23 protein-coding genes and 1 pseudogene are annotated in these 25,565 nt (G+C 62.3%); 20 read left to right on the top strand and 4 right to left on the bottom strand.

Going from position 1 to position 25,565, the window contains the following annotated elements:
• Nucleotides 1–203: 203 nt before the first annotated feature.
• Complete coding sequence (locus K5Q02_RS16805; protein ID WP_225832387.1) at nt 204–1,211, top strand: P1 family peptidase; 1,008 nt, start codon at nt 204–206, stop codon at nt 1,209–1,211.
• A gap of 692 nt (nt 1,212–1,903) precedes the next feature.
• Here K5Q02_RS16805 and K5Q02_RS16800 read toward each other — a convergent pair.
• The gene (locus K5Q02_RS16800) at nt 1,904–3,277 is read right to left on the bottom strand and encodes a tetratricopeptide repeat protein (protein ID WP_225832385.1); all 1,374 of its coding nucleotides are present in this window, start codon (nt 3,275–3,277) and stop codon (nt 1,904–1,906) included.
• Nucleotides 3,278–3,522: 245 nt separating this feature from the next.
• Here K5Q02_RS16800 and K5Q02_RS16795 point away from each other — a divergent pair, with 245 nt between their 5' ends.
• From K5Q02_RS16795 to K5Q02_RS16725, 15 genes and pseudogenes are all read left to right on the top strand, one after another.
• Complete coding sequence (locus tag K5Q02_RS16795; RefSeq protein ID WP_225832382.1) at nt 3,523–5,136, top strand: ABC transporter substrate-binding protein; 1,614 nt, start codon at nt 3,523–3,525, stop codon at nt 5,134–5,136.
• Nucleotides 5,133–6,062 (top strand): annotated as a pseudogene (locus tag K5Q02_RS16790) (ABC transporter permease); the annotation flags it as partial. The gene K5Q02_RS16795 and the pseudogene K5Q02_RS16790, both read left to right, overlap by 4 nt.
• Nucleotides 5,971–6,975: an ABC transporter permease gene (locus K5Q02_RS16785; RefSeq protein ID WP_329959565.1), complete on the top strand. Its 1,005-nt coding sequence runs from the start codon at nt 5,971–5,973 to the stop codon at nt 6,973–6,975. The pseudogene K5Q02_RS16790 and the gene K5Q02_RS16785, both read left to right, overlap by 92 nt.
• On the top strand, nt 6,972–8,597 hold the full coding sequence (locus K5Q02_RS16780; protein ID WP_225832378.1) for a dipeptide ABC transporter ATP-binding protein: 1,626 nt from the start codon (nt 6,972–6,974) through the stop codon (nt 8,595–8,597). Before K5Q02_RS16785 ends, K5Q02_RS16780 begins: the two co-directional genes overlap by 4 nt.
• Nucleotides 8,594–9,817, top strand: coding sequence for an LLM class flavin-dependent oxidoreductase (locus tag K5Q02_RS16775; RefSeq protein WP_225832376.1), 1,224 nt, complete (start codon nt 8,594–8,596; stop codon nt 9,815–9,817). The genes K5Q02_RS16780 and K5Q02_RS16775 overlap by 4 nt, the downstream gene beginning before the upstream one ends.
• On the top strand, nt 9,810–10,694 hold the full coding sequence (locus K5Q02_RS16770; RefSeq protein WP_225832374.1) for an alpha/beta fold hydrolase: 885 nt from the start codon (nt 9,810–9,812) through the stop codon (nt 10,692–10,694). Before K5Q02_RS16775 ends, K5Q02_RS16770 begins: the two co-directional genes overlap by 8 nt.
• Nucleotides 10,695–10,921: 227 nt before the next feature.
• Nucleotides 10,922–11,815: a TauD/TfdA dioxygenase family protein gene (locus K5Q02_RS16765; RefSeq protein ID WP_225832372.1), complete on the top strand. Its 894-nt coding sequence runs from the start codon at nt 10,922–10,924 to the stop codon at nt 11,813–11,815.
• Nucleotides 11,816–12,013: 198 nt separating this feature from the next.
• A complete protein-coding gene (locus tag K5Q02_RS16760) occupies nt 12,014–13,057 on the top strand; it encodes an ABC transporter substrate-binding protein (RefSeq protein WP_225832370.1) in 1,044 nt (347 codons plus the stop codon).
• Nucleotides 13,058–13,062: 5 nt separating this feature from the next.
• Complete coding sequence (locus K5Q02_RS16755) at nt 13,063–13,926, top strand: ABC transporter ATP-binding protein (protein WP_225832369.1); 864 nt, start codon at nt 13,063–13,065, stop codon at nt 13,924–13,926.
• A 13-nt stretch (nt 13,927–13,939) separates the two neighbouring features.
• Entirely contained in the window at nt 13,940–14,806 is an 867-nt protein-coding gene (locus K5Q02_RS16750; RefSeq protein ID WP_225832367.1) for an ABC transporter permease, read from the top strand.
• A gap of 110 nt (nt 14,807–14,916) precedes the next feature.
• The gene (locus K5Q02_RS16745; protein WP_225832365.1) at nt 14,917–15,933 is read left to right on the top strand and encodes an ABC transporter substrate-binding protein; all 1,017 of its coding nucleotides are present in this window, start codon (nt 14,917–14,919) and stop codon (nt 15,931–15,933) included.
• A 215-nt stretch (nt 15,934–16,148) separates the two neighbouring features.
• Nucleotides 16,149–16,814: an amino acid ABC transporter permease gene (locus tag K5Q02_RS16740; RefSeq protein WP_131180612.1), complete on the top strand. Its 666-nt coding sequence runs from the start codon at nt 16,149–16,151 to the stop codon at nt 16,812–16,814.
• Nucleotides 16,795–17,454, top strand: a complete 660-nt coding sequence (locus K5Q02_RS16735) for an amino acid ABC transporter permease (RefSeq protein WP_225832363.1) — start codon at nt 16,795–16,797, stop codon at nt 17,452–17,454. The genes K5Q02_RS16740 and K5Q02_RS16735 overlap by 20 nt, the downstream gene beginning before the upstream one ends.
• A complete protein-coding gene (locus tag K5Q02_RS16730) occupies nt 17,451–18,212 on the top strand; it encodes an amino acid ABC transporter ATP-binding protein (protein ID WP_225832361.1) in 762 nt (253 codons plus the stop codon). Before K5Q02_RS16735 ends, K5Q02_RS16730 begins: the two co-directional genes overlap by 4 nt.
• Nucleotides 18,209–19,108, top strand: coding sequence for a transporter substrate-binding domain-containing protein (locus tag K5Q02_RS16725; protein ID WP_225832360.1), 900 nt, complete (start codon nt 18,209–18,211; stop codon nt 19,106–19,108). Before K5Q02_RS16730 ends, K5Q02_RS16725 begins: the two co-directional genes overlap by 4 nt.
• A gap of 89 nt (nt 19,109–19,197) precedes the next feature.
• Here the strand turns inward: K5Q02_RS16725 and K5Q02_RS16720 are convergent, their stop codons facing one another.
• A complete protein-coding gene (locus K5Q02_RS16720) occupies nt 19,198–20,094 on the bottom strand; it encodes a formate/nitrite transporter family protein (RefSeq protein WP_225832358.1) in 897 nt (298 codons plus the stop codon).
• A 258-nt stretch (nt 20,095–20,352) separates the two neighbouring features.
• On the opposite strand from K5Q02_RS16720, the gene cysP reads away from it, so the two are divergent.
• The 3 genes from cysP (at nt 20,353) to cysW (ending at nt 23,174) form a co-directional block, all read left to right on the top strand.
• Nucleotides 20,353–21,366 carry a thiosulfate ABC transporter substrate-binding protein CysP gene (cysP, locus tag K5Q02_RS16715; RefSeq protein WP_225832356.1) on the top strand — a complete coding sequence of 338 codons (1,014 nt, stop codon included), beginning with the start codon at nt 20,353–20,355 and terminating at the stop codon, nt 21,364–21,366.
• Nucleotides 21,367–21,498: 132 nt separating this feature from the next.
• Nucleotides 21,499–22,347 carry a sulfate ABC transporter permease subunit CysT gene (gene cysT, locus K5Q02_RS16710; protein WP_042554632.1) on the top strand — a complete coding sequence of 283 codons (849 nt, stop codon included), beginning with the start codon at nt 21,499–21,501 and terminating at the stop codon, nt 22,345–22,347.
• On the top strand, nt 22,344–23,174 hold the full coding sequence (cysW, locus tag K5Q02_RS16705) for a sulfate ABC transporter permease subunit CysW (protein ID WP_225832354.1): 831 nt from the start codon (nt 22,344–22,346) through the stop codon (nt 23,172–23,174). Before cysT ends, cysW begins: the two co-directional genes overlap by 4 nt.
• 1 nt (nt 23,175) lies before the next feature.
• Here the strand turns inward: cysW and ubiM are convergent, their stop codons facing one another.
• Together ubiM and K5Q02_RS16695 are read right to left on the bottom strand one after the other, a co-directional pair.
• Nucleotides 23,176–24,351, bottom strand: coding sequence for a 5-demethoxyubiquinol-8 5-hydroxylase UbiM (gene ubiM, locus K5Q02_RS16700; RefSeq protein WP_225832352.1), 1,176 nt, complete (start codon nt 24,349–24,351; stop codon nt 23,176–23,178).
• A gap of 86 nt (nt 24,352–24,437) precedes the next feature.
• The gene (locus K5Q02_RS16695; RefSeq protein WP_225832350.1) at nt 24,438–24,875 is read right to left on the bottom strand and encodes a hypothetical protein; all 438 of its coding nucleotides are present in this window, start codon (nt 24,873–24,875) and stop codon (nt 24,438–24,440) included.
• Nucleotides 24,876–25,039: 164 nt separating this feature from the next.
• Between K5Q02_RS16695 and K5Q02_RS16690 the strand changes: the two genes are divergently transcribed.
• Nucleotides 25,040–25,540 carry a CinA family protein gene (locus K5Q02_RS16690; RefSeq protein WP_225832348.1) on the top strand — a complete coding sequence of 167 codons (501 nt, stop codon included), beginning with the start codon at nt 25,040–25,042 and terminating at the stop codon, nt 25,538–25,540.
• Nucleotides 25,541–25,565: the final 25 nt, after the last annotated feature.

Here is a 25,565-nt window from a genome sequence, read left to right as displayed (position 1 = left end):
CGTCAAAGGGCGTTACCGTTTGGTTACAGAGCGATGACATCGCTGGCGGTTTGTCGGTTTTGCAGCAAACGGCGAGCAGGCTGCTGGCTAAACAGCAGCCGTGCTGGATGCGCCCGCCAGGCAGCTAGCAGATAACGGCCAGTTCAGCGTGCTGGCATGCATCTGGCTTTAGTACCGATCTTTCCTGCCTTATGGAGTTGTTCATGTATCGCCCTGGCCCCCGCAATCTGATCACCGATGTCCATGGCCTCAGGGTCGGTAACCTGACCGATGAGCGCGTGCGCAGTGGGGTAACGGTGCTGCGCCCGGACGGGGCCTGGCGGGCGGGCGTAGATGTTCGCGGTGGTGGGCCTGGAGGGCGTGAGATCGCAGCGCTGGAGCCGGAAAACATGATTGGCGAGCTGCATGCCCTGGTGCTCAGCGGTGGCTCTGTGTTCGGCCTCGCGGCGGCCGACGGTGTCGCCGCTGCGCTCTCTCAACAAAACGTCGGCGTACGGGTGCAGCCCTGGACGCCCGCCATTCCCATCGTGCCTGCGGCCGTGTTGCATGACTTGGCCAATCACGGCGACAAGGACTGGGGGCTGGAGCCGCCGTATCAACGCTGGGGCAGACAAGCGCTGGCCAATGCTGGCGAGTTTTTCGAGCTGGGTGCCGTGGGTGCAGGGCGCGGCGCATTGGCGGGTACGCGGCCGGGTGGCCTGGGTTCGGCTTCGCTGATATTGGGCGATGGCCTGATCGTCGGCGCGCTGGTGGCGGTCAACCCGGTTGGCAGCGTGTACATGGATGATGGCAGCAGCTTCTGGGCCTGGCCCTGGGAAATCGATGGCGAGTTCGGCAACCGCAGACCGCTTTCACAAGCCACACACCGTGACCCGATACCCGAGCTGTCGCGCCTTGAATCTCTGGGGCGGCTACAGGCCGGAGCCAATACCACGCTGGCGGTGGTGGCCTGCAACGCAGCGTTGAGCACCGCCGAGTGCAAGCGCCTGGCGATCATGGCCCAGGATGGTATCGCCCGGGCTATCCGCCCGGCGCACCTGCCTTTCGATGGCGATACGGTGTTCGCCCTGGCCAGTGGCGAGCGGCAGTTGCAGGATGGCCCGCGTCGACCGGTGGAGCTGTCGCTGCTCGGCTCGGCAGCTGCGGATTGCCTGGCCCGCGCTATTGCCCGAGGCGTGTACGAGGCGGATGCAGCGGCAAGGTATGCTTGAACCACTCGGCACAAGCGCCGAAACACGATCGCGTAGGAGCTGGATTGCCGGCGAATGGCGGTCACGCCGTCAATTTCGCTGAGCATCTGCCATCGCATCGCCCGCAAGCGGGCTCCTACGAGGTCGTGGATTCATGCGGTCGTGTAGGAGCCGGCTTGCCGGCGATTGGCTGTCACGCCATCAGTTCTGCTGAACATCCGCTATCGTATCGCCCGCAAGCGGGCTCCTACGGGTCGTGGATTCATGCGGTCGTGTAGGAGCCGGCTTGCCGGCGATTGGCTGTCACGCCGTCAGTTCTGCTGAACATCCGCTATCGCATCGCCCGCAAGCGGGCTCCTACGAGGTCGTGGATTCATGCGGTCGTGTAGGAGCCGGCTTGCCGGCGATTGGCTGTCACGCCATCAGTTCTGCTGAACATCCGCTATCGTATCGCCCGCAAGCGGGCTCCTACGGGTCGTGGGTTCATGCGGTCGTGTAGGAGTCGGCTTGCCGGCGATTGGCTGTCACGCCGTCAGTTCTGCTGAACATCCGCTATCGCATCGCCCGCAAGCGGGCTCCTACGAGGTCGTGGATTCATGCGGTCGTGTAGGAGCCGGCTTGCCGGCGATTGGCTGTCACGCCATCAGTTCTGCTGAGTATCCGCCATCGCATCGCCCGCAAGCGGGCTTCTGCTGGTTGGTCTGCTTGCGCACTCAGGTACTGATCAGCACCTGCTCGACCCTCGCCTGAGCTTGCTTGGCCAGCTGCTGCAGGCCCAGTTCGCGGTATACCGCAGCCAGTGCACGGTTGGTAGGGATGTCATCGGCATCATAGCGGCGGCGCAGCTCCAGCAGCTGCTGCGCGGTGACCCAATGCCCGGCATGCAGATGGGCATCCTGGGCGATCAATGCGAAGAGGTCACGCTGGGCGTGGCTGCCCCCGGCTTCGACAAGACGCGGCAAGGCCTGGTCGAGCAGCCGTGCTGCGTGGGCGAAATCCCCTCGAGCATGGGCGTAGAGGCCCAGAGCGGCGGGTAGGGTGACGTCACGCCAGACCGACTGGCTGAAAGCTGGCGCATGTTCTGCGCGGGCCTCCAGTGCGGCGAGCAGACCTTCTGCCTGGGGCTTGTCGGCGCGGGCCAGACCGTACAGGTACTGCAGAGACAGGAACGGCTGCACGGTGTCCTGCTCGCGTACCTGCAGGTACTCGGCCAGTTGCTGCCAGCGTTGGCCGATCTGCGCCCCGGCCAGCTCCAGGCGAGTCAGCAGCGACACCGCGCCGATCTGATCCTGGGAGTACTCGGGAAGAATGCCCCATACGTGGTTGTCGTAAATCTCCAGCACACGCTGCAGGTTGCCGCGGGCCAGATGAAACAGCGCCAGGTGCCACCAATTGTGGGTGTACATGAACGAGTTGAGGCCGTCCCAGCCGTCTTTGACCGACTCCAGAAATGCGGTGCCTTCGGCGATGCGTCCCTGGGTCAGGAACACGTGTGCCAGCGCATGCTGGGCCCAGGGCTCGCGGGGCTCGAGCTCTAGCGCCTGACGCGCAGCCGCTTCGGCTTCGTCGAGCAAGTGGCACTGCTCGTAGGCGAAGGCCAACATGCCGTGCAACTGGGCGATCTCGTTGGCGTGCGGCAGAGCCTTGAGGGCGACGCGCAGCATGCCCGGTGAATCGCCCTGATTGAAGCGCAGGTACTGGCTGAGTTTCAGCGCGAAAAGGTCGCGGGGATGAGCGTCCAGCAGGGCGTCGACCTGTTGCAGAACCCTGGGTACGTCATCTGCGATCCAGGCTTCCAGGGTGTCGAGCAGGGTGCGCTCACGCCAGCTCGTGGCCTCGCTGAGGTTTGCCTGGGCCCGAGCCAGGTACCGAGCGGCCAGTTGCGCCGCTTGCGGTGACTCGATGAACATCGCCAGAAAGCCCGCATAGGCGTTGGCCGGAAGATCCTGCGCAGCCGCGTCGGCAGCGGCAAGAATGCCTTCAGCGCGCGGCTCGTAGGTCAGAAAGCCGCCGATGAAGTCATCGATCGCTACGAGCGTGTGGGCCTCCCTGGTGGACAAGGGGTTGCCGAGAAAGTCATGGGGCATACAGGTCGCTCCGCCGTTGAATGAGTTGGGCTGTCGCAAAGCCCGTGCCAGCGCCGCGGCCCCGTTTACCCGTTCGCTGGCGCACCGACGCTGCTGGATTCCGCGCAATCTGCGGAGCGGCCTGCTGCTTTCCCAGCAGCCGCGCCTCTTTGCCGTGACCCACAGCCACTGAAAGCGCCCGTTCTGGCGCTGGCATGGCGCTTGCTCCTGTCCTGTCGTCCTTAAGGCCGATGATGAGACGAGCGATGTCATACAGAAAATCAGCAACTGGCCCAGCGGCCGGCCTACGAACCACGCTGAGTGCACTGGTAGCGGCACTGCTGCTGAGTGGAGTGACGGGTGCTTCGGCCGAGCCCGTGCGCGGTGGAACGCTCGGCCTGGTCGCCCAGCCGGAACCGCCAGCGCTGGTCCACGCTCTGGTGTCGCACGTTTCGACCCAGTATGTCAGCGGCAAGGTGCTGCAGAGCCTGCTGGCATTCGACCACGCGCTCAAGCCGATCCCGGTACTCGCCCGCAGTTGGCAGGTTTCCGATGACCGCCTGACCTGGACTTTCGACCTGCAAGAGGGCGTGAAGTGGCACGATGGCCAGCCGTTCACCGCGGCGGACGTAGTGTTCAGCCTGCGCGACTTCTACCCGACCGTGGATCCACGCCAGCGCTCGCTTTACGAGGAGTTCTTCGAAAGGATCGAGGCCAGCGGGCCACTTCAGGTGCGTATCCAGCTGAAGAAAGTCTTCTCGCCGCTGCTCGACTCGCTCGGTAGCGGTTTGCGCCCGATCGTCGCCAAGCATCTGTATGACGGCAAGGGCGATTACCGCGCCAATCCGGTCAATCTGAACCCCATTGGCACCGGCCCGTTCGTGTTCAAGGAGTGGAAGCGTGGCGCCTACATTCGCCTGGAGCGCAATGCCGATTACTGGAAGGCGGGCCTGCCGTATCTGGATGCCGTGGTTTTCCATGTGATTCCCGACGCTGCCTCGCGAGCCGTGGCGTTCGAGCGCGGCGATGTCAAGGCGCTGCGCAGCGGCGATGCCGATTACGCCGACCTGTCTCGCCTTGCCGCGCTGCCGGATGTGGTGCGCAGCGAGAAGGGCTGGGAGCTGTTCCATGGCCAGGCCTTCCTGCAGATCAATACGCGCAAGCCGGGGCTGGACAATGCCAAGGTGCGTGAGGCGATTCTGCTCTCACTGGATCGCAAGTTCATCGTCGACAATATCTTCTTCGGCACTGGTAGCCCGTCGCAGGGCGTTTTCGCGCCGGGCAGCCCGGAGCACGACCCGCAACTGCCGCAGCACGATTACAACCCGGCCAAGGCCCGCCAGCTGATTGAGGAATCCGGCGTGGATGTCAGCAAGCTGCGCCTGCGTTTGCTCAATGGCGAGAAGGGCGGTGCCTGGGAGCGCCTGGCCGAATACACGCGCCAGGCGCTGCAGCCTCTGGGTATCAAGGTTCAGGTCGTAACCTCGGATTCCGCGACCTGGTACCAGCGGGTCAGTGACTGGGAGTTCGATCTCACCTACAACTTCATCTTTCAGGTCGGCGACCCCTATTTGTCCACCGCCTATCTGTACCGCAGCGACAACATCGTCAAGGGTTCGCCATTCAACAACGTGGGCGGCTATTCCAACCCCGAGGCCGATGGGCTCTGGCACGAAGCGGTCAACGCGAAGGACGACAAGGCCCGGCAGGCGGCTTACTGGCGCCTGGAGAATCTGCTCAACCGTGATCTGCCGATCCTGCCGATCTACGAGATGAATTTCCCGACCCTTTACCACAAGGACGTGAAGAACCTCCTGCGCACCGCGACTAGCGTCAACGAAAGCCTGGATGACGTGTATCTGGAGGAGGGCACTCGATGACCGTCGCTGCCTCCCTGGCTCAGGGGCTGCTGTTTTTCGGGTTGCGCCTGGGCAGGGTGGTGCTTGTGGTTCTGGTGGTACTTGTCGGCACCTTTCTGTTGCTGCGTCTGGCACCTGGCGACCCGGCGCTAACCATGGCCAGTGCCGCCGGCCTGGATGACCCCGCGTATGTAGAGCAGTTGCGCCGGGAGATGGGCCTGGATCGTCCGCTGAGTGTGCAGTTGCTCGACTATCTGGGAGCACTGGCCCATGGTGACCTGGGCTATTCCCATCGCAACCAGGCCCAGGTGTGGTCGCTGATTGCCGAGCGCCTTCCCGCGACTCTGCTGTTGCTGCTTGCCGCGTTGGCGGCTTCGATCACTATAGGTGTCAGCCTCGGCGTACTGGCGGCCTGGAGCCGTCAGCATGGTGGCTGGCTGGATCGCGTCATCGGCGCCGTGGTGCTGTTGCTGTTCGCCACGCCGACCTTCTGGCTGGCACTGTTGCTGGTGATCCTGTTTTCACTGACGCTTGGCGTGCTGCCCGCGTTCGGCATGGAAACCGTGGGCTCCGGTTTCAGCGGCTGGCAGTACGCGCTGGATGTAGCCCTGCACCTGTTGCTGCCCTGCCTGTCGTTGAGTTTCGTGTTCCTGGCGGTGTACGTGCAACTGACCCGCAGCGCGATGCTCGAGGTGTTCGAGCAGGAGTTCGTGCGCACCGCGCGTGCCAAGGGCGCCAGTGAATCTCGCGTGCTGATCCGCCATGTGCTGCGCAACGCCTTGCTGCCTGTCACCACCTATGCAGGCCTGCAACTGGGCCAGTTGGCCAGTGCCAGCCTGCTGGTGGAGGTGGTGTATGCCTGGCCGGGGATTGGCCGGCTGCTTTACGAATCCCTGGAAGCTCGTGATTACCCGCTGCTGCTCGGGGTATTTCTGGTCATCTCGCTGCTGGTGTTGCTTGGCAACTTGCTTGGTGAGTTGCTGTGCTACCTGCTCGATCCACGGCTGGCGGCGGGGGAGAGCGAGCATGAGTGTCGCGAAGCGTTTCTTGCGCCAGCCGATTGCGCTACTCGGTCTGCTGTTTCTGCTGGCCCTAGGTATCTTAGCGCTGGCCGCTCCCTGGCTGTATCCGGCTTCACCCTGGGCGATGATCGCGCCGCCGCTGCAACCGCCGCTGGCTTCGTGGCAGTGGCCGCTGGGTACCGATCTGCTGGGGCGCGATCCGCTGGCCGGGTTGGTTTTCGGAGCGCGGGTTTCCCTCAGCATCGGTCTGCTGACGACCGTCGCCACGCTGAGCCTGGGCGTGCTGGTCGGCGCACTGGCTGGCTATTTCGGTGGTCTGGTGGACAGCGTACTGATGCGCGTGAGCGATATCTTCCAGGTGATTCCAGGCCTGTTTCTGGCGGTCATACTGGTTGCCATTCTCGAACCTTCGACCTTTTCCCTGGTGCTGGCGATCACCCTGTCGGCCTGGTCGCCGGTTGCACGCATCGTGCGTAGCGAGTTTCTCGCCTTGCGGCAGCGGGAGTTCGTACTCGCGGCACGTACCGCCGGTCTCGGCCCCTGGCATATCGTTTTCGTGGAAATTCTGCCCAATGCGCTACCACCGGTGCTGTCTCTGGTGGGGCTGGTCATGGCTGCGGCGATTCTCGGTGAGTCGGCGCTGTCGTTCCTCGGCCTGGGCGACCCCGAGGCCATGAGCTGGGGGGCTATGATCGATGCAGCACGCAATCTGGCCCGTCAGGCGTGGTGGCTGAGCGTTTGGCCAGGCCTGGCGATCCTGCTCACGGTGCTTGCCGCGCACCAGGTCGGCGAAGGGTTGCGCATCGCCTTCAACGCGCGTGAGCGAGGTGCGGCATGAGCGAAATCCTTCTGGATGTTCGAGGCCTGCACGTGCGCCTACCCCCGTCGGCGGAGCGCAGCCACGCGCTATGTGATGTGAACGTGCGCCTGGCCCGTGGCGAATTGCTTTGTGTGGTTGGCGAGTCCGGGTCGGGCAAGTCGACCCTTGGCTCGACCATCCTGGGGCTGCTGGCACCAGGCTTGAGGGTGGAGGCCGGTACCGTGCAACTTGCTGGGCGTGACCTGCTGGCCCTGACCCAGCGCGAGCTGCGCGATATTCGTGGGCGTGATATTGCCCTGGTTGCGCAAGACCCGCTGGCCGCACTGAATCCGCTGCAGCGCATCGGCGCGCAGATCGACGAGGCGCTGCAACTGCACACCTCGCTGTCGCGTCGTGAGCGTCAGGTGCGGGTGATCGAATTGTTGGGCTATGTCGACCTGCCGCGGCCTGCACAACTGCGCCGTGCCTATCCCTTCCAGCTTTCCGGCGGGCAGCGCCAGCGAGTTGCCATCGCCATCGCCCTGGCCTGCGAGCCTCGCCTGCTGATTGCCGATGAGGTGACCTCGGCGCTGGATGCCGCTACCCGTACGCAGATTCTCGACCTGTTGCAGCGTATTCGCCGCGACACCGGCATGGCGGTGCTGTTAATCACCCATGACTTCTCCGTGGTTCGGGCGGTGGCCGATCGTGTGCTGGTGATGCGCTATGGGCGGGTCGTGGAGGAGGGCGAGTGTCGCCAGGTGCTGGAACACCCACAGGCGGATTACACCCGCAGCCTGCTGGCCGCGACCCGCCTGCAGCCGCGCAGTGCTGGGCAAGTGGCCGATGCTGCGCCGCTGCTGGAAGCCCGTAACCTGCACAAACGCCACTGGCAGCGCCACGGTCTGCGGCGCCATGCAGTGACTGCGCTGGATGGCGTAAGCCTGCAGCTGCGTCCCGGTGAGACGCTGGGGATCGTCGGCGAGTCAGGCTCTGGAAAGTCTACGCTGGCACGCGCACTGCTGCGCCTGCTGCCGGTTGATCATGGCAGCATCCGCCTCGCGGGTCGGGAGTTTCTCGATCTCGACCCGCGCAGCCTGCGGGCAGCGCGTTCGGATATTCAGATGGTCTTTCAGGATCCATCCGCCTCGTTCAACCCGCGCCGACGTGTCGGGGATGCCTTGATCGACGGGCTGCTGGTTCGCGGTGTTGGCAAAGCCGAGGCCGAGCGCCGCGCCCGCGAACTGCTGGAATGGGTCGGTTTGCCCGCCAGTGCCTACGACGCCTATCCCCACGCCTTTTCTGGCGGCCAGCGACAGCGCATCGCCATCGCCCGTGCCTTGTTGCCGAGGCCGCGCGTGCTGGTGGCTGACGAATGCGTTTCGGCGCTCGATGCCCTGATTCAGGCACAGATACTCGAGCTGCTTGAGCGCCTGCAGCGCGAGCTCGGCCTGTCGATGATCTTCATCACCCATGACATCGGTGTCGCCGCCCGACTATGCGACCGCGTGCTGGTCATGCATCAAGGCAAGGTGGTCGAAAATGCCGCCACCTCGCAATTGCTCGCCGCACCGCAGCATGCCTATACCCGCACACTGCTGGCTGCTCATGCCGGCCACACGACAATTGCTGCAACCGATGCCGTGCTCGAGGCGACATGATCTCCAGAAACAATGAAACCCTGCGTCTCAATGCATTCCTGATGGCCACCGGGCACCATGTTGCCGGCTGGCGTTACCCGGATGCCCAGGCCGATGGCGGCCTGAATATCGATCACTACCGGCAACTGGCGCAAACCGCCGAAAGGGGCTGCTTCGACGCCGTATTCCTCTCGGATACCCTGGCCATGTTGCCGGGTGACCCCGCTGCGTTGAGCCGCATGGCGCGAACCGAACATTTTGAGCCGCTGACACTGCTCGCTGCGCTGGCTGCCACGACCCGGCACATCGGGTTGATTGCCACCGTCACCACCTCCTACAACGATGTCGCCAGCGTGGCGGACAGCTTTACCGCCTTGCAGCGCATCAGCGGTGGCCGCTGCGGCTGGAATCTGGTGACCTCAAGCAACGCGCGGGAAGCCCACAACTTCGGACGTGAGCAGCATTTCGCCCATGGCGACCGCTACCGGCTGGCCGAGCATTTTCTCGCCCAGGTGCAAGGCCGCTGGGCCGAGCAGGGCGGGCGACCCGTTCAGGTGCTTGCCGGTGACTCCGAAGCGGGCCGCGATTTCGCGGCCCGCCATGCCGAGGTGCTGTTCACCGCCCAGCCGACCCTCGAGGGCGCTCGCGCCTTCTATCGGGATGTGAAAGCGCGCATGGCGCAGCATGGACGATCAGCGCAGCAGTTGAAGATCATGCCGGGGATTCTGCCGATCATCGGGCATACCGCTGCCGAGGCCGAGGAGCGCCATGAACGGCTACAGGCACTGATTCAGCCGGAGGTCGGCCTGTCGCTACTGTCCGATGTCGCCGGAGGCGTCGATCTCTCCCTCTACCCTCTAGACGGGCCGCTGCCCGATCTGCCCCTTACCGAGTCCGGGCGCAGTCGTCAGCACCTCTTGGTCGAGATGGCCCGAGCGGAAAATCTCAGCATTCGCCAGCTGTACCTGCGCATTGCCAGAGCCCGCGGGCACCTGGCCGTGGTAGGAACCGCAGTCGATATTGCCGACCAGATGGAACACTGGTTTCGCCAATACGGCGCCGACGGCTTCAATGTCATGCCAGCCTGGCTGCCCGGCGGGCTCGACGATTTCGTCGCCCAAGTGATTCCCGAACTGCAACGCCGCGGGCTGTTCCGCACCCAGTACACCGGCCAGGGCTTGCGCGACCATCTCGGGCTGGCCGTGTCCCCAAATCCGACCAAGGAACTCGTCAATGGCTAAGCTCGAAATCGACCCCATCGTGCAGGGGCTGCGTGTGGAAATCCGTCCGGGGCGTTTTCTCAGCCTGGCCCATCGCCCGTCCGAGAGCCCTGGCGCCAGTACGCTGTTCTTCGCCCACGGCGGTGGCGGCAACAAGGATCAATGGCGTGAACAGTGGCGTGATCCGCGCCTGGCTGGGCATCATCTGGTCGCCTGGGATCTGCTCGGCCACGGGGTCAGCGATCGGCCGCGCAATGCTGCAGCCTACGCATGGGATGAACTGGTGGCCGACCAACTGGCGATCCTGCAGCGCTTTGCCGGATCGCGAAACATTCTGGTCGCACATTCCTTCGGCACCGCACTGACGCTGAGCACGCTCAAACGCTTAGCGACGGAGCCGCCGCTCAGCATCGACGGCGTCTTGTTACTAGGAACCCAGCTACAGGCGCCTGTACGCAGCGGTCTGTTGAAGCTACCCGCCTGGGCGCTCGAACTGATCAGGCCGCGGCTGGCCAAGGGGTTTCGTGAAGCGGCTTGGCACCCGGACACCGATCCCGCGCTGGTCGCCTATGAGGAAGCGCTGACCGAGCGCAATGCCTTGCACGTGTTCAAGGCGCTGATCAGCCAGAACCGCTGGATTCCAGAGAGTCTGCCGAGTATCGACGCACCGGTGCGCATCCTCGCCGGCAAGGCTGACCGCATCACCAAACCCGAAGGCGCACGAGCGCTGCACGAGCGACTTCCAGGCTCGCATTTCGAAGTACTGGAGCAGGCCGGCCACCAGTTGATGCTGGAAATCCCGCAGCAGGTCACCCAACACCTGCTCGCCTTGTTGCAGGAAGCCCGGCCAGAGCCTGGTGTTGCCCATGCCGAACTGGCTGACACGGAGCTTCGCTGAGCCCGCCGCGCCGCTGTTCTGCCGGATGAGAGATGGTTTCTCAAGGGGCCGGGTCATACGTGCATATGAATATTCAAAAATGATATTTAAAAATACATTTTTATATCCATATAGTTCGCACATGCGTACCCGCTGGCTAACCGGCGCGCCGCACGACTGAATACAGGTGCCGAACACCTGCTTCTGAGACGCGCCTTGCTGGCGCCCTTACGTGTGGAGTTGCGCGAATGTCTGCCGTGTCCTTGAGTTCTGCCAATCATCAGCCAACGCAGAATTTTGAAGTACGCCCCTTTTCCGCTGCAGTCGGTGCCGAGATCGTCGGCCTCGACCTCAGTCGCCCGCTGAACGACGCCGATTTCGCCCGCGTTCACAGGGCTCACCTCGACTACAACGTCGTGGTGTTCCGTGACCAGCGCATTACCCCGCAGCAGCAGATCGATTTCAGCCGTCGTTTCGGCGTGCTGCAAATCCACGTGCTCAAGCAGTTCCTGCTGGCCAATCACCCGGAAGTCTTCATCATTTCCAATATCATCGAGAACGGTCAGCCGATCGGTCTGGGTGATGCCGGTAAGTTCTGGCACTCGGACTTGTCCTATAAAGAATTCCCTAGCCTGGGCTCCATGCTGCTCGCCCAGGAGCTGCCGGAAGAGGGCGGCGACACGCTGTTCGCCAGCCAGCAACTGGCCTACGAGACACTGCCAGCCGAGCTGCGCCAGGCCATCGATGGCAAGCGTGCAGCGCATTCCTACACCGCTCGCTATGCCGATGAAGTGTTCAAGGGCATTCGCCGCCCGACACTGACCGAGGCGCAGTTGGCCGAGGTCAAGGCGGTGATCCATCCAGTGGTGCGCACCCACCCGGAAACCGGGCGCAAGGGCCTGTTCGTCAACGAGAACTTCACCACCCACATTCTCGACGTCCCCGAGGACGAGAGCCGGCAGATTCTCACCGAGCTCTACGCCCACAGCGCGAAGCCCGAATTCATCTACCGCCACCAGTGGCAGCCGAACGACATGGTGTTCTGGGACAACCGCGCGCTGATCCATCTGGCGACCGGCTGCCCGAGTCATCTGCGTCGGCGCATGCACCGCACAACAATTCAGGGCGACGTACCTTTTTAAAAAGGCCGCTGGAAAACTACCTGCGTTGCCATCGCGACGTTAAAAACAGGCTCAAAATGCTCATGTACTGCTCGTACACTCCGCTTTCTCACCTGTTTTTGCCTTGCGCTGACTGCCTCGCCTACGTTTTTCAACGACCTTTTACGCGACTCGCTTCGCTAGTAATCCTATTTCTGCACCTTTGACTGGAGCCTCGACATGTCGGCAGGTAAGCGCTTTCCCTCTGTTCCCCGTTTTGGCCGCCTCGCCGGTGGCATCGCCCTGAGTCTGAGCTTGCTGGCAGGCAGCCTGGCGGCGCCGCAAGTCGCTCACGCCGAGGGGCAGATCCGCATCGCCGAGCAGTTCGGCATCGTTTACCTGCTGCTCAATGTGGTGCGTGATCAGCAACTGATCGAGAAGCATGGCAAGGCCGAAGGCCTGGACATCAAGGTCGACTGGCAGCAGCTCTCCGGCGGCTCGGCGGTCAACGATGCGCTGTTGTCCGGAGCCATCGATATCGCCGGTGCCGGCATCGGCCCGCTGCTGACCGTCTGGGATCGCACCCACGGTCGCCAGAACGTCAAGGGCGTGGCCTCGCTGGGCAACTTTCCGTACTACCTGCTGAGCAACAACCCCAAGGTCAAGACCATCGCCGACTTCACCGAGAAGGATCGCATCGCCGTTCCTGCGGTGGGTGTGTCGGTGCAGTCGCGCTTCCTGCAGTACGCCGCCGCCAAGCAGTGGGGCGACAAGGAATTCAACCGCCTGGATAAATACACCGTAGCGCTGCCGCACCCGGATGCCACTGCGTCCCTGAAATCGGGCGGCACCGAGCTGACCGGGCATTTTTCCAACCCGCCGTTCCAGAACCAGGCGCTGGAAAACCCGAATGTGCACGTGGTGCTCGACACCTATGAGCTGCTCGGCCCGAACTCGCCGACGGTGTTGTATGCCACCGAGAAATTCCGCAGCGACAACCCCAAGACCTACAAGGCCTTCGTCGGTGCATTGGCTGAAGCGGCCGATTACGCCCAGAAGGACAAGGGCGCGGCAGCGGACACCTACATCCGCGTTACCGGCGCCAAGATCAGCCGCGAAGCGCTGCTGAAAATCATCGACAACGATCAGTTCCAGTTCACCGTCACCCCCACCAATACCTATCCGCTGGCCGACTTCCTGCACCGTGTCGGCGCCATCAAAAACAAACCGGCCACCTGGCAGGACTACTTCTTCGAAGATGCCGCCATCGGTCAGGGAAGCTGAAAACCATGAATGCCCCCCTGCAAGGCCACACGGCCAGCACGCTGAATCCAGGAGCCTTCGACACCGTTCTACAGGTGGAGAAGGTCAGCCTCGAGTACCGCACCCCGCAGCGCGTCGTACGCGCCACCCACGAAGTCAGCTTTGAGGTGGATCGTGCCGATCGTTTCGTGCTGCTCGGCCCATCAGGCTGCGGTAAATCCACGTTACTCAAGGCGGTCGCCGGGTTCATCGAACCGGTGGGCGGCAGCATTCGCCTTGATGGCGCCCAGGTACGCGAACCGGGCCCGGATCGCATCGTGGTGTTTCAGGAGTTCGATCAACTGCCGCCGTGGAAGACGGTGAAGCAGAACGTGATGTTCCCGCTGCTGGCCTCGCGCACCCTGGGTCGCAAGGACGCCGAGGAGCGCGCCCTGCATTACCTGGACAAGGTTGGCCTGGCCGCTTTCGCCGACGCCTATCCGCACACGCTGTCCGGCGGCATGAAGGCCCGTGTGGCCATCGCCCGTGCGCTGGCCATGCAGCCGAAGATCCTGCTGATGGACGAACCCTTCGCCGCCCTCGATGCGCTGACCCGTCGCAAGATGCAGGAGGAGTTGCTGGAACTGTGGGAGGAGGTGCGCTTCACCCTGTTGTTCGTCACCCATTCCATCGAAGAGGCGCTGATCGTCGGTAACCGGATTCTGCTGCTGTCGCCGCATCCCGGCCGAGTGCGGGCGGAGATCAACAGCCATCAGTACGACCTGCACAGCCTCGGCGGTGTGGGCTTCCAGCAGACCGCGCAACGCATCCATCGCCTGCTGTTCGACGAGGAGGTCGACAGCGGCCAAGACGCCGAGCTGGGCTTCCACGACATCCGCATCGCCTACTGAGGAGCGTTCAACCATGAATCTTTCCCCCGCACGGCGTGAGGAATGCGAAATCCCCCTGCAACCGTTGCCTGGCCTCCAGGTGGAGCGCGAGCTGTCCCTTGGGCAGCGCTTGTGGCAGCAGGGCTGGCTGCGCAAGTCGGTGATCCTGCTCGGCCTGGCGCTGATCTGGGAACTCGCGGCCCGCTACCAGGGCAATGACCTGCTGCTGCCCAGCTTTCTGCAGACCGCGCGCGCCTTTATTGAAGGCGTGGGCACCGGCGAGCTGGTGGAGAAAACCGCCATCTCCCTGTCGGTGCTGATCAAGGGTTACCTAATCGGTATCGGCATGGCCTTCCTGCTCACCACCCTGGCGGTTTCGACGCAGCTGGGCCGTGATCTGCTTTCCACCCTGACCTCGATGTTCAACCCGCTGCCTGCCATCGCGCTGCTGCCGCTGTCGCTGCTGTGGTTCGGCCTGGGTGAGAACAGCCTGATCTTCGTGCTGGTGCACTCGGTGCTGTGGGCATTGGCGCTCAATACCTACGCGGGTTTTCTCGGTGTTTCGGAAACCCAGCGCATGGCCGGGCGCAACTATGGCCTCAAGGGCCTGCGCTTCGTGCTGTTCATTCTGGTGCCCGCTGCGCTGCCGTCGATCCTTGCCGGCCTGAAGATCGGCTGGGCCTTCGCCTGGCGCACGCTGATCGCCGCCGAACTGGTGTTCGGTGCGTCCAGCGGCAAGGGTGGTCTGGGCTGGTACATCTTCCAGAACCGTAACGAGCTGTACACCGACAAGGTATTCGCCGGCCTGGCCGCGGTAATCCTGATCGGCCTGCTGGTGGAGAACCTGGTGTTCGCCACCATAGAGCGCGTCACCGTCAAACGCTGGGGGATGCAGCGCTAAGCATTTGTAGCCTGGCGTTGAGCGCAGCGATACCCAGGTGGCGATTCCCGGGTATCGCTGCGCACAACCCGTGCTACCTATTTCATCAAATGACATAACGAGAAAAATCGATGACCAACACCTTCAAACTCGGCCGTCTGGCCACCGCCCTGGGCCTTCTCGGTGCCTTGGCAACCCCACTGGCCGCTCACGCGGAAGGCAAGATCAGCATCGCCCAGCAGTTCGGCATCGGTTATCTGGTGCTGCACGTGGTCAAGGACCAGCAACTGATCGAGAAGCACGCCAAGGCCCAGGGCCTTGATGACATCGACGTCGAATGGCGGACCATTTCCGGTGCCACGGCGATGAACGAGGCGTTGCTGGCCGGTGCCATCGACGTGGTATCGGCAGGTGTACCGCCGATGCTCACCGTCTGGGATCGCACCCACGGCAAGCAGAACGTCAAGGCCGTCGCGTCGCTGGGTTCGCTGCCCAACTACCTGCTGAGCAATCGCGCCGAGGTCAAGACGCTGGATGATCTGAGCGACAAGGATCGCATCGCCGTGCCGGCTGCCGGTGTTGGCTTCCAGTCGCGCACCCTGCAGATCGAAACCGCCAAACGCTACGGCAATGCCGACTTCCAGCGTTTCGACAAGATTTCCGTGAGCCTGCCGCACCCGGACGCCACCGTGGCGCTGACCAAGGGCGGCTCGGAAATCACCGCGCATTTCTCCAGCCCGCCATTCCAGTATCAGGCGCTGGAAAACCCGAACGTGCACAAGCTGATCAGCTCCTACGACATCCTTGGCGGTCAAGCCACGTTCAACGTGCTGTACGCCACCGAGAAATTCCACGACGAGAACCCGAAGACCTACAAGGCCTTCTACGACGCACTGGTCGAGGCATCGCAAATTATCAAGGCCGACAAGGCCGCGGCGGCAGAGACCTACATCAAGGTCGAGAACTCCAAGCTGCCGCTGGCGTTCGTGCAGAAGATCATCGAAGACCCGGAGAACGACTTCACCGTCTCGCCGCAACGCACCTTCATCTACGCCGAGAAGCTGCATGAATTGGGCGTGCTGAAGAACAAGGCGGCTTCCTGGAAGGATTACTTCTTCGAAGAAGCCTACGCCAATCCGGGTAGCTGATAGCGGTGATCAGAAACCTGCGGGCCGTTGAAAAACGTCAGCGATGGCAACGCAGATAGTTTTTCAAAGCCTGCTAGCGCGGGTGATCCCCGCGCGCAATTAACCCTGCACTGCTGCGCACAACGCGGCAGTCGATTGTTGGTGTCGATGATGCGTTCGTTCGTGGTAACCGGCCTGCAGGCGCAGGCCCCCTTGTGTGACGGCGGTGCGCAGCCATGAGCTTCGACTGGCCATTCGTTTTATCGACGCTGCCGGCCTTTTTGAAAGCCGTTGGCGTTACCTTGCAGGTCGGTGCCATTGCCATCGCCTGTTCCTTGCTGGTGGCGCTGCTCAACTCGGCGATCCTGGTCTGGCGGGTGCCGTTTCTGCGCCGCCTAGTCGGCTTGTACGTCGAGGTGGCGCGCAACACGCCGTTGCTGATCCAGCTGTTCTTCATCTATTTCGCCTTACCGGTGATCGGCATTCGGCTGTCCGGTTTCGCCGCGGCGATCATCGCCATGACCTTTCTCGGCGGCGCCTACCTGACCGAGGTGCTGCGCGCCGGTGTGGAAGCGGTACCCAAGGCGCAGATCGAGTCGGGGCTGTCCATCGGCCTGTCGCGCTGGCAACTGCTGCGCCACGTGATCCTGCCTCAGGCCGGTCTGCTCAGTCTGCCGGCGCTGTTCGCCAACTTCATCTTCCTGCTCAAGGAAACCACTGTGGTATCGGCGGTGGCAGTGCCGGAGATTCTCTACACCACCAAGAGCTACATCGCCCTGTACTACAAGACCTACGAGATGCTCGCGGTGATGACCGCCCTGTGCGTGCTGCTGTTCCTGCCGCTGTCGCTGCTGCTGGGTGTACTGGAAAGGAGGCTGCAACATGGCCAGTTCGGGTCTTGAGTTGCTCTGGGTGTCGGCGCCACAACTGGCCCGCGGCGCCTGGGAAACCCTGAGTATTTCGGCGTCGGCAATTGCCTTCAGTACCGCTGGCGGGATGCTTTACGGCGTGCTGCGCAGCCTCGGTTCGGGCTGGGTCGACGGTGTGCTGCGGGTCTATCTGGAAATGTTCCGGGCGATCCCGGTGCTGGTCTGGCTGTACCTGTTCTTCTTTGGCCTGCCGATCTTCGCCGGTATCAGCGTGCCGAGCTTCTGGTGCGCGGTGCTGGTGCTGTCGCTGTGGGGCGCCAGCGAGGTGGGCGAAGTGGTACGTGGCGGCTTGCAATCGTTGCCACGGGGCCAGCGCGAGGCGGGTCTGGCGATAGGTCTGAACACTTGGCGGCTGTACGGCGAGGTGCTGCTGCCCCAGGCGCTGAAGCGCATCACGCCGCCGACCATCAATGTTTACACGCGGCTGATCAAGACCAGTTCGCTGGCGGTTCTGATCGGCGTGGTGGATGTGATCAAGGTGGGCCAGCAGATCATCGAGCGCACCTACGAGTCGGTGCTCATCTACGGCTTTCTGTTCCTGTTCTTCTTTGTGCTCTGTTATCCGCTGTCCGCCGCTTCGCGTGTGCTGGAACGGCGCTGGAGTCATGCATGACCGCGTTGATCGAACTCTCTTCATTCAGTAAAAGCTTTGGCGCCACGCCCGTGCTGCGGGCTGTCGACCTGCGTGTCGAGCGCGGTGAGGTGGTGGTGATCCTCGGGCCCAGTGGCTGCGGCAAAAGCACCTTGCTGCGCTGCCTCAATGGCCTCGAGCAGGGGCAGGGCGGCAGCTTGCGTTTCGCCGGCCGTGAGCTGGACGGCAAAACCGACTGGCGCGCCGTGCGCCAGGAAATCGGCATGGTGTTCCAGAGCTACCACCTGTTCCCGAACAAGACGGTACTGGAGAACATCCTGCTCGGCCCGCTCAAGGTGCAGAAGCGTAAGCCCACTGAGGCCCTCGCGCAGGCAGAACGTCTGCTTGAGCGGGTCGGCCTGCTGGACAAGCGTGATGCCTATCCCCGCGAGCTTTCGGGGGGGCAGCAGCAGCGTATCGCCATCGTGCGCGCGCTGTGCATGAACCCCCAGGTGATGCTGTTCGACGAGGTGACCGCAGCCCTCGACCCGGAAATGGTCAAGGAAGTGCTGGAAGTCATCCTGGGCCTCGCCGAAGGCGGCATGACCATGCTTATCGTCACTCATGAAATGGCCTTCGCCCGTGCGGTGGCCGACCGAATCCTGTTCATGGACGGCGGCGTGATCGCCGAACAGAACGACCCTGAAACTTTTTTCAGCAACCCGCAAACCGCACGCGCGCAGCAGTTTCTGGAGAAGTTCTCCTACGTGGAAAACATGCCCAAAAGGAAAGCGCAATGACCTTCAAATCTGCCCTAGCATTCCCGTTGCTCGCCGCCAGCCTGCTGATTGGCTGCGGCCCGTCCGATGAACCCAAGCAGGCCGCTGCCGAGCCTGCCGCGCCGACTCCACCCGCTGCCGAAGCTGCACCGAGCGACAGCTACCTGGAGAAGATCAAGGCCCGCGACAAGCTGATCGTCGGTGTTTTCAGCGACAAGCCGCCGTTCGGCTTCGTCAACGAGCAAGGCGAGTACGTCGGCTTCGATACCGATATCGCCAAACGCTTTGCCAAGGATCTGCTCGGCGACGAGAAGAAAGTCGAATTCGTCGTCGTGGAGCCGGCCAGCCGCATTCCGTTCCTGCAGAGTGACAAGGTCGATCTGATCCTGGCCAACCTGACCGTCACGCCAGAGCGCGCCGAGGCGGTCGAGTTCACCAACCCGAACCTGCGCGTTGCCGTGCAGGCACTGGTGCCAGAGGGCAGTGAAGCACAGAAGCTCGATGACCTGGCCGACAAGACCACCATCGTCACCACCGGCACCACCGCCGATATCTGGCTGACCAAGAACCACCCGGAGTGGAAGCTGCTCAAGTTCGAGAAGAACTCCGAGTCGCTGCAGGCCCTGGCCAACGGCCGCGGCGATGCCTACGCCCAGGACAACCTGGTGCTGTTCAGCTGGGCCAAGCAGAATCCGGGCTATCGCGTTCTGCCCGAAACCCTGGGTGATGAAGCGCCGATCGCACCTGCAGTGAAGAAGGGCAATATCGAACTGCGCGACTGGGTGAACGACGAGCTGACCAAGCTGGGAGAAGAGAAGTTCCTGCTCGCTCTGTATGATCAGTACGTGCGCCCGGAGCTGGAGGAAGGTACAGACCCGCAGGCGATCATCGTCGAAGGCGGCAAGTGGAAGGAGTGATTCGCTCCTGACGGCAGCTGCAAGTCAGCAAGGCCCGCCCGGGAAACCAGGCGGGCCGAGACCTTGAGGCCTTTGGCGATCTTGCACAGTCAGTCCTTGCGATTGCGGCGCAACTCCTCCAGCAACTTGTTCTTGTCGCGCTCGCGTTTGGCAATCACGTCACGCTCGCTGCGGATCTGGGCATGGCTAAGCAGGGCAAAGATAAAGCTGCCGCCGATGATATTGCCGGCCAGGGTAGGCCCCGCAAACACCAGCCAGAAATCGCCCCAGCTCACTTCGCCGGCATACACCAGATAAGACACCTCTACCGAGCCGACCACGATATGGGTGAAGTCACCCAGCGCCATCAGGTAAGTGATCATCACGATAATGGCGATCTTGGCGTTTTCCATCGAGGCGATCATCCACACCATGGTGGCGATCATCCAGCCCGAGATGATGCCTTTGGCAAGCATCTTGGACACGTCGTTTTCCATCACCTTACGGCCGATTTCCAGAAACGCCAGGTCGGTTTGGGCATCGAAAATCGGCAGGCGCAGCATCACCCAAGCCACCAGCAGGGTGCCGGCTAGGTTTCCGCATAGCACCACGCCCCAAAGACGCAATAGTCGCCCGACATTGTTCAGGGTCAGCTTGCTCATCACCGGCAGCACGGCGGTCAGGGTGTTTTCCGTAAACAGTTGCTGACGGGCGAGGATCACTGCCAGAAAGCCTGCCGAATAACCGAGGCTGGCGATCACATGACTTTCATCGCTGGGGCCCAACCGAGAGCGGAACAAACCCATGGCCATCAGCGACAGGCCCATGGTCAGCCCGGCGGCCAGCGCCGACCACCATAATGCTGCGATGCTGCGTTCCAGCTCATGGTCGCCCTGGATCCTGATGGTTTCATGCAACACCGCCGCCCGCGGCGGCAGCTTCTCATCGATCTCGCGCTCTTCTTCGGCTGACAGGCCGGGGGTCTTGCCGTCTGCTTGTTCTTGCATACCAGTTACCTTCATGGGGGAACAACGGAGGCCCGTCTGTCTGAGGATTCAGACCTGCAGAGCCCGGCGTCGTTCTGCCGTGATAAAGGCGTTCCTTGCCTCGCGGCAAAATGAGCTACGGCGCAGCCGTGCGTGAAATGTCAACAGCCCCTAGTGCGTAGTGGAATATGATTATGATAAAAAGGTTCTTTTAAGGCATAAGGGCATCAAGCAAACTGAGGCCGCATCCGCACCCACCTCGTAAGGAAACCCTGGATCATGCTGAAGAAACTCCTGCTGGCGACTGCCGTCACCACCTCCCTGCTCGGTAGCGCCACTGCGCTGGCTGCGGACAAGCCAATTCTTAATGCCTCCTATGACGTCGCTCGTGAGCTGTTCGCCGAGATCAATCCCAAGTTCCAGGCCCACTGGAAAGCCGAGACCGGCAAGGATCTGAAGATCGACCAGTCGTTCGCCGGCACCTCGCGCCAGGCTCAGGATATCATTCAAGGCAAGAAGGTCGACACCGTGACCTTCAACCAGGTTACCGACGTGGACATCCTGGCCAAGCGTGGCCTGGTGCGTAAGGATTGGGCCGAGCAGTTCCCCAACCACAGCTCGCCGTACTACAGCACTACTGCCTTCCTGGTGCGCAAGGGCAACCCGAAGAACATCAAGAACTGGGACGATCTGGCCCGTTCCGACGTGAAGCTGGTGTTCCCGAACCCGAAAACCTCCGGTAACGCTCGTTATAGCTACCTGGGCGCCTGGCTGTACGCCAACGAAGCGTTCAAGGGCGACGAAGCCAAGATCAAGGAGTTCGTCGGCAAGATCCTCCATAACGTCGAGAACTTCCCCACCGGTGGCCGTGGTGCGACCGTGGCCTTCGCCCAGAACGGTCAGGGTGACGTACTGCTGAGCTTCGAATCGGAAGTGGTCAATATCGCCAACGGTGAAGAGTTCAAATCCGGCGAGTTCGAAGTGGTCGTGCCGCCGGTCAGCGTGCTGGCCGAATTCCCGGTTGCCGTGGTCGACAAGGTGGTCGACGAGAAAGGCACCCGTGACGTAGCCAAGGCCTACCTGGACTTCCAGTACAGCAAGGACATCCAGAAGCTGCTTACCACCTACCACTACCGCGTGCAGGACAAGGAAGTGGCCGCTGAAACGGCTGGTCAGTTCCAGGATCTGCGCTTGATCAACCCGACCGAAGTTCTCGGTACCTGGGACGAGATCACCGCCAAGCACTTCGACGGCAATGCTATTCTTGACCAGCTTTTGGCCGAAGGCCGGTAATTGACTGCAGCCATCTGCTGCGCGTCGGCCCTGCGGCTTTCGAGATCGTGATGATCGCTGAGGGCTGAGCTGCATCAGCTGTATTTCACAAACCGCCACCTTCCGGCGGTTTGTGCATTGAAGGACTTTCGAGTGAGCAAGACCCCCGTTTTCTTTCTGCAGAATCCGTTGCTGCCTGGCTTCGGCCTGAGCTTCGGTTTCAGCGTCTTCTACCTGTCGCTGGTCATCCTGTTTCCGCTATCCGCGCTGTTGCTGTACGTCAGTGATATGAGCTGGGCGCAATACTGGCAGGCGATCAGCGATCCGCGCGTGGTACAGAGCTACAAGGTCACCATCAGCGGGGCCTTCTATTCCACCGTGATCGTGCTGCTGATTGGCCTGCTGATCGCCTGGATCATCACCCGTTACGAGTTTCCTGGCCGTCGCCTGGTCGATGCGTTGGTGGACTTGCCGTTCGCCCTGCCGACCTCGGTAGCCGGCCTGACCCTGGCGACCCTGCTGGTACCCGGTGGCTGGCTCGGCCAGTATTTCGATGCCGCCGGTATCAAGATCGCCTATGCCTATCCCGGCCTGCTGATCGCCATGGTGTTCACCAGCCTGCCATTCGTGGTGCGTACCGTGCAGCCGGTGCTGCAGAGCCTGGGTACCGAATACGAAGAGGCGGCCAGCACCCTGGGCGCCAACAAATGGCAGAGCTTCGCCTACGTGGTGCTGCCGAGCCTGACGCCGGCGCTGATCACTGGCGCCTCCCAGGCGTTCGTGCGCAGCTTGGGCGAGTTTGGCGCGGTGATCATGATCGCCGGCAACATTCCATTCAAAACCGAAGTGTCGTCACTGATGATTTTCGTCCGCCTGCAGGAATTCAATTATCCGGCAGCGGCGGCGATCGCTTCGGTAATCCTCCTGGCGTCACTGTTCCTGCTCTTCGCCTTGCAGGTGGTGCAGGGGCGCTTGTTCAAATGGCAGAGGCAAAGCCGATGAAAAAGCCTCAGCACTGGCATCAATGGTTACTCATAACGCTGGGCCTCGGTGCAGTCGCGCTGATGCTGCTGGTTCCGCTCGCGCTGATTTTCACCAGGGCGCTCAGCGGTGGCTGGAGCATGCTGGTCGACAACCTGTCCCAGGACTACATGCAGCACGCCATCGGCCTAACCCTGCTGGTCGCCGCGCTTACCGTACCGCTGAATCTGTGTTTCGGCATTCTGCTGGCCTGGTGCGTAACCCACTACGACTTCCGCGGCCGCAAGCTGCTGACCACCCTGGTGGACATTCCCTATGCCGTGTCGCCGGTGGTCGCAGGCCTCTGCTACTTGGTCGTCTACGGACTGGAAACCGCCTTGGGGCGCTGGTTCTACGATAACGACATGCAGTTGATGTTCGCCTGGCCCGGCATCGTCATGGTTACTGTATTCGTCACTGCGCCTTATGTGGCGCGCATCCTGATTCCGGTCATGCAGTCCCAGGGCAATGACGAGGAAACCTCGGCGCTGTGCCTGGGGGCCAATGGCTGGCAGATCTTCCGCCATATCACGCTGCCCAACATCAAGTGGGCGCTGCTGTATGGCGTGGTGGTCACCAACGCACGGGCAGTGGGCGAGTTTGGCGCGGTGTCGGTGGTGTCCGGCACCATCCTCAACCAGACCCTGACCTTGCCGCTGTTGGTGGATCAGCTGAACAACGACTACAAACCGGTGGCGGCCTTCACCGCTGCGGCCCTGCTGGCCTGCATGGCGTTGTTCACGCTGTTCCTCAAGACGTACATGGAGTGGCGTCAGCGGGTCAACATGCAGCGCGCCGCGGACAGTTGATTCAGCCCGACACTTGTGTCAGGTGCCGGGCCAGTGCCGCTTTGAACGGCGGCAGGTTCTGCGCCAGGCGTAGCCCGGCATTGCGCAACAGGCGCGTAGGCATTCTATCGTCGGTGTACAGCCGCACCAGCAGGCTGGTTGCCTGATAAAGCGGCCAGCTGGCACGCTGCTGGGCACGGGCGTATTGCTGCAGCACGGCGGGGTCGCCGATGTCGCGACCCTCGCGCAATGCGTCGAGCAACACTTCCGCCAGCCGCTTCTGGCTTTGCAGGCCGAAGTTGAAGCCATGGGCCGTCACCGGGTGCATGCCCACCGCGGCGTCACCGATCAACGCACAACGCAGCCCGGCGAAGCGCTGCGCATAGACGCCCACTAGCGGATAGGCATGGCGCTCGCCGATCAGCTCCATGCGCCCCAGGCGTCGCTCGAAACGGCGCTCCATATCACGGGCGAAGGCGTCCGGCGCAAGCTTCATCACCTCGTTGATTTCCTCCGGTGGCAGGGTCAGCACCGCCGAGGCGTGGTTGCCGTTAAGGGGGAGCAGGGCGAGCGTCTGCCCGTAACCGAACCACTCCCAGGCCACCTGTTCATGGCTGCGTTCGTGGCTCATACGGCAAACCAGCATGCTCTTGCCGAAATCCTCCATGTGCGCGCCGATTCCCAGGCGTCGCCGGGTCTCCGAAAAACGACTGTCGGCAGCGACCAGCAGGCGCGCATTGATGCGCTGGCCATCGCTCAGGCGCAGCGCCACGACTTGCCTGGAGCACTGCAGATCCTCGATCGTGCAGCCGGTCAGCAATTCGACGTCAGGGCAGTCGTTTACCGCAGCGAAAGCTGCGCGGCGGATCGCCTGATTGGGCACCAGGCAGCCCAGGCGCTCTTCGCCAGCCGTTGCGGCGAGGATGCGTAGCGCATACGGGGAAGAACCGTTGAGCACCTGGGCGTCACGCAGGGGAGATATTTCGTCGGCCTGCAGGTGTCGCCACATGTCCAGTGATTGCAGTGTCTGCTGGGAAGCGTGGGTGAGGGCGATTTCGCGGCCATCGAGCGACGGGTTCGTCAGTTTATCGAGCGTCTGGCGTTCGATCAGCCGAATGGCGAGTCCGTTACCGGACAGTGAGCGAGCCAGACAGAGACCTGCCGGCCCGGCTCCTACTATGACGACATCCACTTGCATGGTGACTTCCCGCAGTTGCTGACAGACATCTACCGTAGGTCAGCGAAAGCGGGATTGCATTGCCCGGGATCAGGCAAATGGTGCGATCACCAGAAGCCGATGGGGTGACGCTCGTTGATGTAATCGAGTGGCAGGGCGAAGCCTTTGCGGAAAAAGTTGGCCAGACGGGTGTCGATGACCTTTTCGTTCACCGATGCCAGCAACGATTCCTGGCGGTGGATATCGCCGCTGTCGGCGTAGTACTCCTCGTGCAGCATGCGTTGCGCTGCGAGGTTGGCGACCAGGCTGTAGCTGCTCACCAGACCTTCATCGGGTCGGCTGACCGCCAGGATCAGGCGCGGCTTGTCGTTTTCCAGCACCAGATCGACCACTACGTCGAGATCGTGATTGCGGGCATAACTGGCTGCTTCTTCGAACAGAGGGCGCGCTTTCTCGCTCAATGCCTGGATGAATGCAGTGCGGATCGAGCTATCGCTCACGTCCTGCAGTTCATGGGTGTCTTGCAGCTTGCGCAGAGTATTCACTTCATTGCCCCTTGAGTTCGGCCTGCTGTCTAGCGTGGGAAAAACAGGCGGTGCAAAGAGTTCAGGCTGCTCGATAAATGGTCTCTGCTAATTGTCCGGAACTTGTGTGCCCCATGCACTGCCATAGACACACAGTAACGATTGGGTCGGAGAATTTCGCCAGCATGCAAAACATCGAGCAGGCGGTCCATTTCCTGGAAAAGTACAACCTGGTGCTGAGCACTGCCGAGTCGGCCACGGCCGGGCTGCTGGCCGCTACCGTCGCGGCGGTACCGGGCTGTGATGGCGTGCTCGAAAGCGGTTTCGTCGCCTATTCCAAGCGCGCTATGCAGGCCAGTCTCGGCGTCAAGCTGGAGACCATCGAGACCTTCGGCATGAACAGCGAGGAAGTCGCCCGGGAGATGGCCATCGGCGTGCTGAAGGTCAGCAGTGCCGACATCATTCTGGCGATTACCGGCGCACCGACTGCTGACGACAAGAGCGGCCAGGAAGTGATCGACGGCGCCATGTGTTTCGCCTGCGCCACGCGCATTGCCGAGCATGAAGGGGTGACCAGCGAGACCGTCACCTTCCCTGGAGACAATAACGAAAGGCGCGCCGCCGCAGCGCGCCATGCCTTGCTTCGACTGCCCTATTACTACGAACGGTTGCGTCAGACCTCCTGACGGCAGCGGTTCAGCGACTTGTGCA

The sequence above is a fragment of the Pseudomonas sp. MM211 genome (assembly GCF_020386635.1).
Lineage (GTDB): Bacteria > Pseudomonadota > Gammaproteobacteria > Pseudomonadales > Pseudomonadaceae > Aquipseudomonas.
The sequence above is the reverse complement of the archived record's forward strand: the minus strand, read 5'-3'. Positions and strand labels throughout refer to the sequence as shown.